Origin of the sequence: Aquimarina algiphila (assembly GCF_007489275.1) — a bacterium.
In the GTDB taxonomy this organism is placed as follows: Bacteria; Bacteroidota; Bacteroidia; order Flavobacteriales; family Flavobacteriaceae; genus Aquimarina; species Aquimarina algiphila.
In genome coordinates this window covers 41095-55300 of record NZ_VLNR01000050.1, presented here as the reverse complement: position 1 = coordinate 55300, position 14206 = coordinate 41095, and the positions used below count along the sequence as shown (strand labels likewise).

Annotated in this window: 15 protein-coding genes; all 15 read left to right on the top strand. The window is 30.2% G+C overall.

Annotated elements, in window-relative coordinates; translation table 11 throughout:
* The first annotated feature begins 370 nt into the window (after nucleotides 1–370).
* The 15 genes from FOF46_RS20820 (at nucleotide 371) to FOF46_RS20750 (ending at nucleotide 14173) form a co-directional block, all read left to right on the top strand.
* Complete coding sequence (locus FOF46_RS20820; protein ID WP_109438040.1) at nucleotides 371–883, top strand: PAS domain-containing protein; 513 nt, start codon at nucleotides 371–373, stop codon at nucleotides 881–883.
* A 113-nt stretch (nucleotides 884–996) separates the two neighbouring features.
* On the top strand, nucleotides 997–1863 hold the full coding sequence (locus FOF46_RS20815; RefSeq protein ID WP_143917777.1) for an ion transporter: 867 nt from the start codon (nucleotides 997–999) through the stop codon (nucleotides 1861–1863).
* 271 nt (nucleotides 1864–2134) lie between these two features.
* Nucleotides 2135–2638 carry a ferritin gene (locus FOF46_RS20810; protein WP_109438042.1) on the top strand — a complete coding sequence of 168 codons (504 nt, stop codon included), beginning with the start codon at nucleotides 2135–2137 and terminating at the stop codon, nucleotides 2636–2638.
* Between the two features lie 419 nt (nucleotides 2639–3057).
* Nucleotides 3058–3897, top strand: coding sequence for a bifunctional helix-turn-helix domain-containing protein/methylated-DNA--[protein]-cysteine S-methyltransferase (locus FOF46_RS20805; protein WP_143917776.1), 840 nt, complete (start codon nucleotides 3058–3060; stop codon nucleotides 3895–3897).
* 323 nt (nucleotides 3898–4220) lie between these two features.
* Nucleotides 4221–4655: a nuclear transport factor 2 family protein gene (locus FOF46_RS20800; RefSeq protein WP_143917775.1), complete on the top strand. Its 435-nt coding sequence runs from the start codon at nucleotides 4221–4223 to the stop codon at nucleotides 4653–4655.
* A gap of 103 nt (nucleotides 4656–4758) precedes the next feature.
* Complete coding sequence (locus FOF46_RS20795) at nucleotides 4759–5325, top strand: YdeI/OmpD-associated family protein (RefSeq protein WP_143917774.1); 567 nt, start codon at nucleotides 4759–4761, stop codon at nucleotides 5323–5325.
* The gene (locus tag FOF46_RS20790) at nucleotides 5325–6212 is read left to right on the top strand and encodes a TolB-like translocation protein (protein WP_244299690.1); all 888 of its coding nucleotides are present in this window, start codon (nucleotides 5325–5327) and stop codon (nucleotides 6210–6212) included. Before FOF46_RS20795 ends, FOF46_RS20790 begins: the two co-directional genes overlap by 1 nt.
* A gap of 30 nt (nucleotides 6213–6242) precedes the next feature.
* Entirely contained in the window at nucleotides 6243–6824 is a 582-nt protein-coding gene (locus FOF46_RS20785) for a DinB family protein (RefSeq protein ID WP_143917773.1), read from the top strand.
* An 11-nt stretch (nucleotides 6825–6835) separates the two neighbouring features.
* Entirely contained in the window at nucleotides 6836–7219 is a 384-nt protein-coding gene (locus FOF46_RS20780) for a hypothetical protein (RefSeq protein WP_143917772.1), read from the top strand.
* 132 nt (nucleotides 7220–7351) lie between these two features.
* Nucleotides 7352–7726: a hypothetical protein gene (locus tag FOF46_RS20775; RefSeq protein WP_143917771.1), complete on the top strand. Its 375-nt coding sequence runs from the start codon at nucleotides 7352–7354 to the stop codon at nucleotides 7724–7726.
* Between the two features lie 492 nt (nucleotides 7727–8218).
* Entirely contained in the window at nucleotides 8219–8563 is a 345-nt protein-coding gene (locus FOF46_RS20770) for a YciI family protein (RefSeq protein ID WP_109438048.1), read from the top strand.
* A 32-nt stretch (nucleotides 8564–8595) separates the two neighbouring features.
* Nucleotides 8596–8940, top strand: a complete 345-nt coding sequence (locus FOF46_RS20765; protein ID WP_143917770.1) for a YciI family protein — start codon at nucleotides 8596–8598, stop codon at nucleotides 8938–8940.
* A gap of 4 nt (nucleotides 8941–8944) precedes the next feature.
* On the top strand, nucleotides 8945–10222 hold the full coding sequence (locus tag FOF46_RS20760) for an RNA polymerase sigma factor (protein ID WP_143917769.1): 1278 nt from the start codon (nucleotides 8945–8947) through the stop codon (nucleotides 10220–10222).
* A 314-nt stretch (nucleotides 10223–10536) separates the two neighbouring features.
* Entirely contained in the window at nucleotides 10537–12945 is a 2409-nt protein-coding gene (locus tag FOF46_RS20755; RefSeq protein ID WP_143917768.1) for a DUF2339 domain-containing protein, read from the top strand.
* A complete protein-coding gene (locus FOF46_RS20750; protein ID WP_109438052.1) occupies nucleotides 12935–14173 on the top strand; it encodes a DUF3999 family protein in 1239 nt (412 codons plus the stop codon). The genes FOF46_RS20755 and FOF46_RS20750 overlap by 11 nt, the downstream gene beginning before the upstream one ends.
* Nucleotides 14174–14206 lie beyond the last annotated feature (33 nt).

Below are 14206 nucleotides of genomic sequence, written 5' to 3'. Positions count from 1 at the left end.
TTTTAAAACCTTGAGTATTTTATCGTAATTTGCTTGAAAGTTGTGCATATGAATTATAGTGTCGTAACTACAATTTACTGCCTTTTAGCAGTTTGCGCAACTTTTTCTAAATGCACAACGGGTTATTATACTCTATTTATACATTTATGTATAGAGATATAAACGTATAAATAGAGTATCCTTAAACAAGGTTGTTTTTAATATCAATCCAAAGATTACTTATCCATAAGAAATAGTTTTTTTGTGCCTTAGTTTTGTGAAATGGCAATTCTACACTACAAAAATTAACTTTTGTTTAATCAAAGAATTAACTTTTGTTCAATTACCATTCCTGTTTTAATTCAATATTTTTGAAAAAAATGTAGTTGTTATGAGTGAATTTTCTGTATACGACCATATGATGGCAGAATATTATAAGAAAATGTCTAATTATACTTTGCCTTTATTATCATGGGAATTTTATGGAGAGGACCATACAACACTTGGTTTTTTTAAAGATGATATCGGTACGTTAAAGAAAATTACCAAAAACTGGCAATTTGAACGTAATTATTATAAAGAGTTTGTAGAAGAACAATCCGTAATTGTTATTACAAATACAAATCTCAAAATTGTCTATGCTTCCCAGAACATAGAAAAAATGAATGGATATTCACCAGAAGAAGTTATTGGCAATTCTCCTAAAATGTTTCAAGGAAACGATACATGTGTAAAAACATCTTCAGAGGTTAGAGATGCGATAGATAGTGGTATTCCATTTGAAGTATCTATATTGAATTACAGAAAAGATAATACACCATATATGTGTTTGATAAAAGGTTTTCCTGTTCATGATAAACGAGGTAAACTAATCAATTACATTGCTTTTGAAAAGGCCGCTTAGATGGTGTTTTATTAAGACTTGAAAAATTCATTTTATTAACTATTGTTTTCTTTTCTTCTTTTTTTTATTACTCTTGTGATCATTTTATTTGAAGAGTAATAAATTTAATTCATATGGTAAAATTATGTAAAAAAGTAAGTGCAAGTAAATGGTTCCAAAATTCTGTTACTGTTGCTATTTTATTTGCAGGGGTTCTAGTTGGTATAGCAACGTATCCAGATTTCTCTAATAAACATGAGGCAATTTTAGAAATATTAAATAAAATTATTCTAGGTGTTTTTATTATAGAAATTGTGGTTAAAATCATAGCCGAAGGTAAAAAACCATGGATGTATTTTACTGATGGTTGGAACATTTTTGACTTCATTATTGTTGCAGCTGCATTTCTTCCTTTTGGTGGAAGTTCTGTAGCAATATTGCGTTTACTTCGTTTATTAAGAGTTTTAAAACTTATTAAAGCACTACCAAAGCTACAGATGTTGGTGAGCGCACTTCTTAAAAGTGTTCCCTCTATGGGATATGTTTCTATTTTATTAGGACTCCTATTTTATATATATGCTGTTGCTGGTGTTTTCTTTTTCTCAGAAAATGACCCTATACATTTTAAAGATTTACAGACCTCTATGTTATCATTGTTTAGAATAGTTACATTAGAAGATTGGACAGATATAATGTATATAAATATGTTTGGTTGTGAAAACTATGGATATGATGGTAATATGGATTTATGTGTAAACTCCCATGGAGTATCTTCACTTTCCATAAGTTATTTTGTGTCTTTTGTTTTAATTGGAACCATGATTTTCTTGAATTTATTTATTGGAGTAATCATGAATGGTATGGATGAAGCAAAAGCAGAAATGTTGTTAGAAGACCAGCAAGAATCAGGAGGTGGAACAACTAATATTGAAGATATAGAAAGCAAAATAACTGAATTACAAGAACTTTTGATATTATATAAAGTACAGGAAAAAAGATAATCATAAAGCACTTAATAATTTAACCAGAAAATAACTTCATCAAATACCCTCTTTTTTACTTTTTTGTTAATTAAAAATGAACATTGGTATTTAATGAGCTAGTTTGTATATGTATAAACTTTATTTTTTTATCGATAAAACTAATGATCTTCATGGTACTATGGATTCCTTAAATAGTCTGAATTTAAATAAGTGCTGAGGACTATTATAGCATTATTAAGTGTAATAAATTATGTACTTTAGTTATTAGGTTAAAAAACAACATTAAGAAATGATACCAGAGATAGAAAAATTACTAAATGATCAAGTGAAATATGAGGCTAAAGCCTCTGCACAATACCTTTCTATGGCAAGTTGGGCAGATACCCGTGGATATAATGGCATAGCAGATTTTTTTTATATGCAATCAGAAGAAGAACGAGTACATATGACCAAATTGGTTAAATTTATTAATGAACGAAGTGGTCATGCTATTATTCCGGCAATTGATCAACCAAGAGATGATTTTAAATCATTAATGGAGCTTTTTGAAACATTTTTAGAGAGTGAAGAATTTGTTACTGCAAAAATTAATAATGTAATATATGAATGTTTGCAATTTAAGGATTATAACGTGCACAATTTTATGCAATGGTATGTAGCAGAGCAATTAGAAGAAGAAGCAGTTGCTAGAACATTATTGGATAAACTCAAGATCATCGGTGATGACAAATCAGGGCATTATTTATTTGATAGAGATATTAATACTTTTCAGGCGCCAGAGACAGCTAAGTGATTGTTAATAAGTTACAGTAGATAATTTAAAGATTTCTTTTTAGAAGTCTTTTTTTTATTTATTTTCGCACTTTATTTAGATTTAATAAAAATTAAAATAGTGCAAAATTCAAGTATCCCATCATTATATTCTCCTTGCTCTGCTATAGATTGTGAAATAGCATGTGGGGGAAAAAAGAAGAAATGTTGCAAGAAATATAAAAAGAAAGGAAAAAGTAACTGTAAGCGATGTCCTAAGCTTTAAAAGAATATAGATATCAAGTTGATAAATACTCTTTGTATTTGATTATCGACTTAAAAAAGCGAATGTGTTGGTAAAATACATTCGCTTTTTTTGTTTTTAAGAATAAATGAGCAAGTTCTGGGTTTTGTAACAATGATAAGAATAGTAATTTTATGTTGTTTTAAAAGCAGATAGAGATGAATGAGCAAAAGATAATTCATTATAATCGTATCGCAGATGCAATAACGTATATCAAACAAAATTTTAAAGATCAACCCAACTTAGATGAAATAGCTGAAAACGTACATGTGAGTCCATTCCACTTTCAACGACTTTTTACAGAATGGGTAGGGGTAAGTCCTAAAAAATTTTTACAATATACTAGTGTTGAATATGCTAAACAAATTTTAAAAAATCAACAAGTTACCTTATTTGATGTCGCCTATCAAACAGGGCTTTCTGGCACAGGGAGACTTCATGATCTTTTTGTAAAAATTGAGGGAATGACTCCGGGAGAATATAAAAACGGAGGAGAAAATCTAGTCATTAATTATAGTTATGCAGAAAGTCCGTTTGGCAAAATTTTAGTAGCATCTACTTCAAAAGGTATTTGTCATATGGCATTTGCAGATAATAGAGATGCTTTTGAAGAGTTACAAAAACGTTTTCCTAAAGCAAGCTTTATTCAGATTGTAGATAGATGTCAACAGGATGCTTTATTTATTTTTACGAGAGACTGGAAAGAATTAAAACAGATAAAATTGCATCTTAAAGGAACTGATTTTCAATTAAAAGTTTGGGAAACACTACTTAAAATACCTAAAGGTGGATTAACTACATATGGAGCGATTGCTAATCACATAGGTAATCCTAAAGCATCCAGAGCTGTTGGAACTGCAATCGGTAATAACCCCATAGCATTTTTGATACCATGCCATAGAGTGATTCAATCTACAGGAGATTTAGGGCAATATCATTGGGGAAGCACGAGGAAAACAGCTATTATTGGATGGGAAGCTGTAAAAATGGACTCATAAAAAAAGGAGTATTCGACTAAAGAATACCCCTCTTCTACCATTTACGTTATAGATAAGTTATGGGCATATTTTTATTATAAAACGATGTAAAGCAATAATACCCTACCTCTTGTTCATTTTATTTGAATTCATACATTGGGTCTTTGTAACATTTGTCATATCAAAGGATTATGTTTTTTTTATGAATATGATCAAAAATCTTTTTCTAAATTAGACCGATTACGCTCTTGTTTTATATTAGAATCATATAGTAAGTACTACCCCAAAATAATATAAAAGGGGATAAAAGTGATACATTATAAATAATTTAAATTTCTTATAAAATGAAAAATATCAACTTTTTTGGAGTATTGGTACTAATATCTTGTTTGGGTTGTACTCCAAAAAATAATCAATTAAGTGATGGTGAACAAAGTAGGGTTATAAAAAAAATGATTGAAGCTGTTAATGACAAAAATGCTGAAAAGTATGTAAATAATTTTGCTGAAGATGTACAAGTTTATGTGGATGGAAAACAAAAGATAATAGGGAAGAAAGTATTACAAGAAAATAGAGCCAAACATTTTAAGAGGTATCCAAAAGTAAGTTCAAAAATAGAATATTTATTAGAGATTGATAATAAGGTGATTATGCATGATAAAGTATGGCTAGATGATGTAGAAGGAGAGGGACAGGATATTGTAGAAATATTTACCTTTAAGAATGGTCAAGTATACAGAGTGGATGTTGTTCAACCAAACGATTTATTTGAGAAATAAAAATAAAGAGTATTATGATGAAATTTGGTTACCCTCTGGATGTATATGGTACTTTTGTTAACCCCCTTGTTTTAATAATGATTCATTAACTATACAGAGATTAATGAAAAATTTCGAAAAAGTATATTTTGTGGATAGAAATGAGTGGCGTAATTGGCTTCAGAAAAACTTTAGGAAAGCGGATGAGATTTGGTTGATATATCCTAAAAAATCTTCAGGAAAACCACGCATTCTATATAATGATGCAGTTGAAGAAGCCCTCTGTTTTGGATGGATAGATAGTATTGTTAAAAAAGTAGATGATGAGCATACTGCTCAAAGGTTTACACCAAGAAAAGCCAATAGCATATATTCACAACCCAATAGAGAGCGATTATATTGGCTTACTCAACAAAAAATGTTACACCCTTCAATACAAGAAATTAGTAAAAAAATACTTCAAGAGGATTTTGTATTTCCAACAGATATTATGGAAAAAATCAAAAAAAATAATATAGCTTGGAGTAATTATCAAAAATTATCTATATCCTATAGAAGGATTCGTATTGCTTATATTGATTCAGCCAGGAAACGTCCTGAAGAATTTGAGAAAAGATTGACAAATTTTATAAACAAAACCTCCCAGGGTAAATTGATAGCAGGCTTTGGTGGGATAAAAAAATATTATTGATGAGACATTTATTTTTTATTATAGTAATGCTTTGTATTACATGTAAAGTTGAAGCACAAAAATCACATTTATATCTAAAACAGACTCCGCCTTCTACTACTCCAGAAATTTTTGCTCCTGGTATAATTTCTAAAGAAAATGAATACGAGTTTGGTTCGGTTTTTTCAAAAGATGGCACTGAATTTTTCTATGGAGTGGATACAGGAGAAAACTCTGAAATAAGATATTCAAGATTAGATAATGATTCCTGGACAACTCCAATAACTATTATTTCTCACGATATATATGGTTTTAATGATCCTTTTTTATCTCCAAATGAAGATGAATTATATTATATATCAGATATGCCTTTAGATGGAACTGGAGAGAGGAAAGACCATGATATTTGGTATTCCAAAAAAGAAAAAACAGGATGGTCAAAACCCATAAATGCCGGAGAAAATATTAATACTAATAAAAACGAGTATTATATTTCTTTTACCAAAACAGGCACGATGTACTTTAGTTCTAATAAAGTTGGTAAGGAGAATCATAATTTTGATATTTATGCCTCAGAAAGAGTATCAGGTCATTTTCAGAAAGCCGTAAGGTTACCAGAAACAATAAATACAAATGCATATGAAGCAGATGTATTTATAGCTCCTGATGAATCTTATATTATTTTTTGCGCTACTCGAAAAGAGGGACTAGGACGAGGTGATTTATACATAAGTTTTAAAAATAACGATGGTACTTGGACAGAATCAAAAAATATGGGAGCTTCAATAAACACCAATGGCCATGAATTGTGCCCTTTTGTAAGTAGAGATGGAAAATATTTCTTCTACACCAGCAATAAAGATATTTACTGGGTAGATGCTAAAATAATTTATTCCTTAAAAGAATAAGGTGTTGATGGTTAATAAATAATTAAGTTTATGTATACAAATAAAATAATAGCATTCCCTTCTAAGAAGGAATACCCTGTTTATGCAGAAATGTATATGGATCATATAAAAAAGGATGGAAATCTTTTGACACAGTTATATGATAATTTTAATACTATCAAGAAATTTGTTGCTTCATTATCAGAAAAAGAATTGAATTATAAATATGCAGAGAATAAATGGTCAATAAAAGAAGTATTGGTTCATATTATAGATGATGAAAGAATTTATGGATATAGGGCACTTACTTTTGCTAGAAATGATAAAACCTCTCTGCCTGGATTTGAGGAGAAGGACTATACACGATATGCTGATACCTATACAAGGACGATAAAGAATATTATGCAGGAGTATGAGGCAGTTAGAATGTCTACAATAACACTCTTTAATGGCTTTTCTGACGATGCATTATTACGAATAGGTACCGCTAATAATAATAAAACTAGCGTGAGAGCATTAGGATATCATATAGCAGGACATGAATTGCACCACATTAATATCATAAAAGAAAGGTATTTAACAAAAAAAATAAAGCATAACATTAAAAAAAGTGTTAAATTTAGGCTTGTTTAATACCCAAAATTATGCAGTCAAAGCACGCCCTTATCATTCTTTTGTTTTCTATAACAATATTCACAAGTTTTAAAAATATCCCTGGTTATCAAGAGTCTACCTTAAAAAGCGAAAATGTAACGCCAAATAGTAATGATCCTGATGGATTGGTAGGGAAATGGATGATGGAAGGTGATCCCGAGACCTATATTGATCTACGCTCAAATGGTGCTGTCATAGAGAAATCTATAGGAGAACCATTAGAACGATATTGGTCTATAAAAGAAAAAAAACTCTGTTTAAAAGCAAGTTTAGCAAGTGATTCAGAAGTATGTATAGAATATGTGTTAGAACAAGATATACTTACCCTCACAATAAATAAAATGAGACTTCAGTATATAAGAGCAAAGAAATAGAATACTGGTATAAACTTTGTTATATAAGATATAGTATTAGTTCTGATATTCTTTTTTGATATACAAGAATGCCCAAAAACCTAAGGTTACCAAAAAAAAACTTAAATTTATACCCTTAATAAAATTTAAATTATGAAAAGATCCCAATCTATCACCGTAATTTCTGCTGTATTTCTATTAACGATGTCTCTTACAAGTTTTTCAGGAAAACAAGATAATATAACTGTTAATACTGTAGAAACTCTTGAAATCCAAAAAAGTTATGGATTAATAGGGACATGGACTCAAGAGGACAATCCAGAAACAGTTCTTATATTTAAATCTGATTTTACAGTTACAGAAAAATCAAAAGATCAGACAAAAGAAAATAAGTGGTCTGTAAATGAAAAAAGCCGTGAAGTTTGTATTGGAAATGAAAAATGTATTTATTTCGAAGCTACCGAGACTGCCCTTTTTCTTCTTGTTAATGAAAAAAGAGTGAAATACAATAAATCGATGAATCAATAATATATTGAAGTTTTGTTTTTTAATACTTTTTGTATAAGTTTCATATGAACTTATATATAGTAATTGTTGTTATAACCTGTTTGAAAATTAGCCCCTTATAGGTGTGTGTCTAAATGAATAATATAGCCAAAACCTATGTTTTTGATATAAAATTTTAAGCCATAGGTTTTGCTCTTATCCTTAAGAGCTGGTCCTTCCACAATTATATTTTATACATTTTATATTGTATTTTTTTGTATTCTAAACTACATATTCTATTCTTAAAATAGAAGATAATATGTAAAAGAGAATACTTTATTTTTAATAATTAAATTCATGTCAATCAAATAACTTTTATGCTACTGACAATCTTGATCAAAAGGATATGTAATTGCTTAATGTCCATAAAATAAAAATAAGGGATTAAAAAAATAAATTTGAACTGTCCAAATATTAAAAGTGAATTCGTTATAGTAGTGTGAAAAATAAATAAACAATTAAAAAAACAATCACATGAAAGAATTTATGTTCCTTTTTAGAGGAGGAGACGAAGTATGGAATACAAAGTCACCAGAAGAGCAACAAGAGCACATGCAACATTGGCAACAATGGATCGAAGGGATTGCCCAACAAGATAAATTTATTAGTGGAGAGCGCTTACATTATTATGGCAATACCGTTATGAACGATGGAAAAGTGATTGACCGTCCTTTAACAGAAGGCAAAGAATTGGTTGGTGGATATCTTAGAATAAAAGCCGATTCATTAGATGAAGCTACTGAAATAGCTAAGGGTTGTCCTGGATTTGAATGGGACAATAAAGCAGTAGAGGTTCGTGAAATTTGGCCAGAAAACTAGAATAAAGGAAGTAATCAATTAAAATCGAACTTATGAAAGAGTTTATGTTTATTATCCGCGGTGGACAGGAAGAGTATAATGCCAATTCTCCAGAAGAAATGCAAAAGCATATGGAACATTGGCAAAGTTGGATGGGAGGGTTGGCAGAAAAGAATCAATTGATTGGAGGACAACCTCTAATGAATGAAGGAAAAAAACTTACAGAAGCAGGTGAAAAAGTAATTGATCGACCATTTGCAGAAGGCAAAGAATTAGTAGGAGGATACTTGATTATTAAGGCAGATTCATTAGAATCGGCAGCTCTTATTGCCAAAGAATGTCCGAGTTTTGAATATAAGTGTAGTGTAGAGGTTCGTGAAATAAGCCCATTAGAATAGTTTTTTGAAAAAAAAGAACTCTATAGATCATACGTTAAACCATCTTTTTAGACAAGAGTCTGGAAAGATGGTTTCTGTATTGATTAAAATATTTGGAACTGAAAACATCGAAATGGCAGAAGATGTAGTGCAAGATGCATTAGTTAAGGCTTTGGAAACATGGAAATATAGAGGAATGCCCGATAATCCAAGAGCATGGTTATATCGTACTGCAAAAAATAAAGCTATTGATATCATAAGACGTAATAAGCATAGTCGTGTTATTGATTTCTCAGATCCCCAGAAACAACTTTTAACATCAGGATACACTCTTACAACGACAATGAATAATTATTGGCAGGAGGAACATATTAAAGATGATTTCCTGGGAATGATGTACGCATGTTGCCATCCTGATATTTCTCAAGAGAATCAAATTACCTTTATCTTAAAATCATTATGCGGATTTAGTACCAAAGAAGTTGCAAAATCTTTTCTAACAAGTGAAGATACTATTTCAAAGCGTTTATATCGTACCAAAGAATTTTTTAGAAAACATAAAATAAAACCAAAAATCCCGGCTTCTGAACAAATCTCTTTAAGAACACATACAGTATTAAGTGCTATTTATTTGATGTTTAATGAAGGATATAACTCTACACATAACGATCAACTAATTCGTAAAGATTTAATCAGCCAGGCAATGTCACTTTGTAAGTCATTATTATCTGTAAAAAGAACTCAGTTACCAGAAGTTTATGCTTTAATGGCTCTTATGTGTTTTCATACTGCTAGAATTAATAGTCGGCTTACAGAAAAAGGAGAACTGATTTTAATTACAAAACAAGATCGATCCAAATGGGATAAAGAATTTATAAATTCGGGACAGAAATATCTAAATAAAGCTGCTTTTGGAGAAGGATTAACCACGTATCATTTGGAAGCAGCAATCGCATATGAGCATTGTAATGCTAAAGAATATAAAGATACAGATTGGAATAAAATACTTGAGTATTATAAACTTTTGTTGAAGATAGGAAATGATCCTATTGTATTTTTAAACCAGTGCTTAGTTATTTTAGAACTGAAAGGGCCTAAAGAAGCCTTAATTGCTCTCAAAAATGTCGAAAACAATACAATGCTTAAAAAATATTATGTATATCACGCTACATTAGGAGAAATTCAACAACGTTTAGGAAATAATACCAAAGCTATAGAGCATTATCAAAAAGCAGTACAACTCACTCAATCAAAACCAGAAAAACAATTTCTAAAAGATAAAATTGCACATATTTTAAATTGAAAATGATCAGGATTTAAAACTATAATTCGATTGTTTCAGAAAATCTTTATACCTTTTCAGGATGATATAGTACCTGTTTTGATACTTTATATAAGATTAATTATTAGGTTTCACGGGAAACCGGGTAGTATAAATAGGAAATGTCATAGATATTTGTAAGCTTTTAAATGCGATATTTTACTTTTGATAATATAGATTCAATAGGACAAGTTTTATGTGATTATCATTGTCAATGGTATAAAGTAACTAAATAACTAATCAACCTATGCCTGTTTTGTGACAACGGGGTATTTGGTAAATGAGAATACAATAATATGGGAGACAATCAAGATCAGATACATCAACTTCTGGAAAAACTTGAGATCTTACTAAAAAGACAACAAGATTTCTCAACACAAATACAAAATCTCAAAGATGAGATCTATCAATTAAAAACTTCATCCTTAGAGCAGCAAAACGAGGTAGAAACAGAAATTGTACCCGAGGTTTCACAAGTCATAGAAGTAGTCGATGAGGTAAAAGAAGAAAAAATCCCTGTTGTCGATACCATTAAGGAAGCAGCAGCAGTACAAGCAACAACAAAACCTTTATCAAACCCAGTATCGAAGGTCAATACTCCAAAAAAGAAATCTAATCTGGAAAAATTTATCGGAGAAAACCTTATCAATAAGATTGGTATAATAGTTATCATAATTGGTGTGGCAATAGGTGGTAAATATTCCATAGAGCATGATCTAATAAGCCCATTAACCAGAATTGTATTGGGATATTTAATGGGAGTAGGGCTTTTAGGAGTTGGTATGAAGCTTAAGAAAAAGTACAAAAACTTTAGTGCTGTATTGGTGAGTGGTGCGATGGCTATTATGTATTTTATAACTTTTTTAGCGTATAATCTATATGGTCTCATTCCGCAAACACTTACGTTTGTACTTATGTTACTATTTACCGCATTTACCGTAGTAACAGCATTACATTATAATAAACAGATTATTGCTCATATAGGATTGGTAGGAGCGTATGCTGTTCCATTTTTGTTAAGTGATGGTTCTGGCAGAGTGGTAATACTTTTTAGTTATATGGCTATAATTAATGCGGGGATACTAGCTATAGCGATAAAAAAGTACTGGAAAGCTTTATCGTTCTCATCCTTTTTCCTTACCTGGATTATTTTCTTTACATGGTATGTCGGACAATATGATATTGAGGAACATTTTACGCTTGGTTTATTATTTTTATTTATCTTTTTTATAACATTTTATCTGATGTTCCTCATATATAAACTGAGAAAAAAAGAAAGCTTTCGGACTAGCGATGTTATTTTACAATTAAGTAATTCATTTGTTTTTTATGGCATTGGTTTTTCAATGTTAAAAGACCATGAGACAGGAGAACAATTACTTGGAGTTTTTACCTTAGGAAATGCAGTAGTTCATTTTGTAGTTAGTGTTATTATTTACAGATTAAAGTTGGCTGACCGTAACCTGTTTTATTTTGTGTCAGGAATGGTGCTTATTTTTATTACAATAGCTTTTCCTGTACAATTAGATGGAAATTGGGTGACATTATTATGGGCAGGTGAGGCTGCATTATTGTTTTGGATAGGGCGTACTAAAAAAGTGCCTATTTATGAAATTTTATCCTATCCATTATGGGGATTAACTTTTTTTAGCCTTATTCACGATTGGTCAATGGGATACTATAGATATGAACCTACGTCTGAAACAGCATTAACACCGGGTCTTAATATCTATTTAATGACATCGGTATTGTGTGTTTTATCTTTCGGATTTATCTATTGGACTCATCGTAAAGAAAAACTTTCTTTCCCTTGGCCTAAACAATCCTGGTTATATACAATGCTTACCATAGGACTTGCATTATTATTGATATGTACAAGTTATTTTTCATTCTGGATAGAAATAGATAATTATTGGAATCAAGCTCGTTTGGAGACACAACAATTACTTTTTTCACAAGATAGTAATACTTATGAGTACACTATAGTATCAAATATTAGAAACTTTGGATCTATATGGCTAATTAACTATACCCTGTTTTTCCTTGTCTTGTTATCTTTTGTAAATATTAAAAAAATCAAAAATAATATTTTTGGATATATTACTATTGGATTTATGATGCTTGCGCTCTTTGTTTTTTTAACCAGAGGGTTGTATGTATTAAGCGAATTTAGAATGGCTTATCTCGAGTTAAAAGATACAGAATTTAGTGTTGGACTATGGTCTTATCAAGGAATACGATATGTGTCATTTTTATTTATAGGAGTGTTTTTATATACTTTCTATACCTATGTACGTCAAAAATTTCTGGATAGGACTTTTAAAATTGCTTTTGAGATAATATTACATGGTACGTTACTTTGGATAGTAAGTAGTGAATTAGTTCACTGGCTCGATCTTGCAAATTATGCAGGAACATATAAGTTAGGATTAAGTATTCTATGGGGAGTATATGCCTTGCTACTTATAGTTTTAGGAATCTGGAAAAGAAAAAAATATTTACGTGTCCTGGCGATCATACTTTTTGGAATTACACTTATAAAACTATTCTTCTATGATATTTCGCATTTAGGCACTATTGCAAAGACTGTCGTGTTCTTGTCTTTGGGGATACTTCTTTTGGTAATTTCATTCTTGTATAATAAATACAAACACATTATTACAGATGAGACCGATATTAATACACAACAATCAGATGAAGAATAACATTAAGGTTTTTATATATACGATTTTATTAGGATGTTCTATTACATATGCACAAATGCAAGATTACTCTTATAAGAGTAAATTGACCGGCGTTAAAGATGTTTGGCATTCTATAGCTTTACCTGATGAGGTGTTTAGTAAAGTTTCTCCCGATCTTTCAGACGTTAGAGTTTTTGGAATTACTTCTAAAAATGATACTATAGAAGCTCCTTATATTTTGAGATTAAAAAATGAAAAAGTATCAAGAGAGAGAATCCCGTTTACCATTTTAAACACAACCTATAATGATAAAGGGTCATATATTACTATGGAAGTTCCTACAAAACGATCTATCAATCAGATAACTCTTAATTTTAAGAAATCTAATTTTGATTGGCTTGTTACACTCGAAGGAAGTCAAGATCGTAAAGAATGGTTTACAATTACTGAAGATTATCGTATACTTTCTATTAAAAATGAGCTTACTAATTATAAGTTTACTACGCTACAATTTCCTAAAGCACAGTATAAATATTTTAGAATATTAGTAAAAAGTAACCAAAAACCAATTTTACAGTCTTCTGAAGTTATTAAATATGAAAAGAAAGAAGCAAGCTATCGTAATTATGAAATAACAAATTTTAATATCCAGAATCCAAAGGATACCAAGCAAACAATTATAGATGTAAAACTACAGAAAAAGGTACCTGTAAGCTACATTTATGTTGAGGTACAAGATACTTTTGATTACTATCGACCAATATCTATCCGATATGTTACAGATAGTATTCAAAACCCTAAAGGAGAATGGATATTTCGATATCGCGAACTCAATAGAGGAATACTCAACTCAATCGAAAGTAATGGTTTTGTAAACAAAAGTACTATTGCACAAAAACTTAGAATTGTAGTTGATAACCATGATAATCAACCACTAAAAATTAGCAAAGTAAAGGTGAAAGGATACCAACATGAGCTAGTAACACGTTTCACCGATTCTGCTGCATATTATTTGGTTTACGGAAATAATAAAGTAGAAAAACCCTTTTATGATCTCAATTATGTCACCACTAAATTACCAGAAGGAATAACAACTATATCTCCAGGAGTAGCTCAGACCATCAATTATGAAGAATCATCAGGAGTAGAACCTTTATTTACTAATAAAATATGGTTGTGGGCTATAATGTTGATTGTCATTTTACTACTAGGAGGGTTTACACTATCCATGATCAAAAAAAGTAAATAATACTATTTGACAAAACGTATTCTTTAATTCATC

Coding starts and splice junctions, on each gene's coding strand:
- FOF46_RS20810 (WP_109438042.1), top strand. CDS start 2,135: ATGATACCAGAGATAGAAAAATTACTAAATGATCAAGTGAAATATGAG.
- FOF46_RS20805 (WP_143917776.1), top strand. CDS start 3,058: ATGAATGAGCAAAAGATAATTCATTATAATCGTATCGCAGATGCAATA.
- FOF46_RS20795 (WP_143917774.1), top strand. CDS start 4,759: ATGAAAAATTTCGAAAAAGTATATTTTGTGGATAGAAATGAGTGGCGT.
- FOF46_RS20820 (WP_109438040.1), top strand. CDS start 371: ATGAGTGAATTTTCTGTATACGACCATATGATGGCAGAATATTATAAG.
- FOF46_RS20775 (WP_143917771.1), top strand. CDS start 7,352: ATGAAAAGATCCCAATCTATCACCGTAATTTCTGCTGTATTTCTATTA.
- FOF46_RS20800 (WP_143917775.1), top strand. CDS start 4,221: ATGAAAAATATCAACTTTTTTGGAGTATTGGTACTAATATCTTGTTTG.
- FOF46_RS20785 (WP_143917773.1), top strand. CDS start 6,243: ATGTATACAAATAAAATAATAGCATTCCCTTCTAAGAAGGAATACCCT.
- FOF46_RS20765 (WP_143917770.1), top strand. CDS start 8,596: ATGAAAGAGTTTATGTTTATTATCCGCGGTGGACAGGAAGAGTATAAT.
- FOF46_RS20815 (WP_143917777.1), top strand. CDS start 997: ATGGTAAAATTATGTAAAAAAGTAAGTGCAAGTAAATGGTTCCAAAAT.
- FOF46_RS20770 (WP_109438048.1), top strand. CDS start 8,219: ATGAAAGAATTTATGTTCCTTTTTAGAGGAGGAGACGAAGTATGGAAT.
- FOF46_RS20750 (WP_109438052.1), top strand. CDS start 12,935: ATGAAGAATAACATTAAGGTTTTTATATATACGATTTTATTAGGATGT.
- FOF46_RS20780 (WP_143917772.1), top strand. CDS start 6,836: ATGCAGTCAAAGCACGCCCTTATCATTCTTTTGTTTTCTATAACAATA.
- FOF46_RS20755 (WP_143917768.1), top strand. CDS start 10,537: ATGGGAGACAATCAAGATCAGATACATCAACTTCTGGAAAAACTTGAG.
- FOF46_RS20790 (WP_244299690.1), top strand. CDS start 5,325: ATGAGACATTTATTTTTTATTATAGTAATGCTTTGTATTACATGTAAA.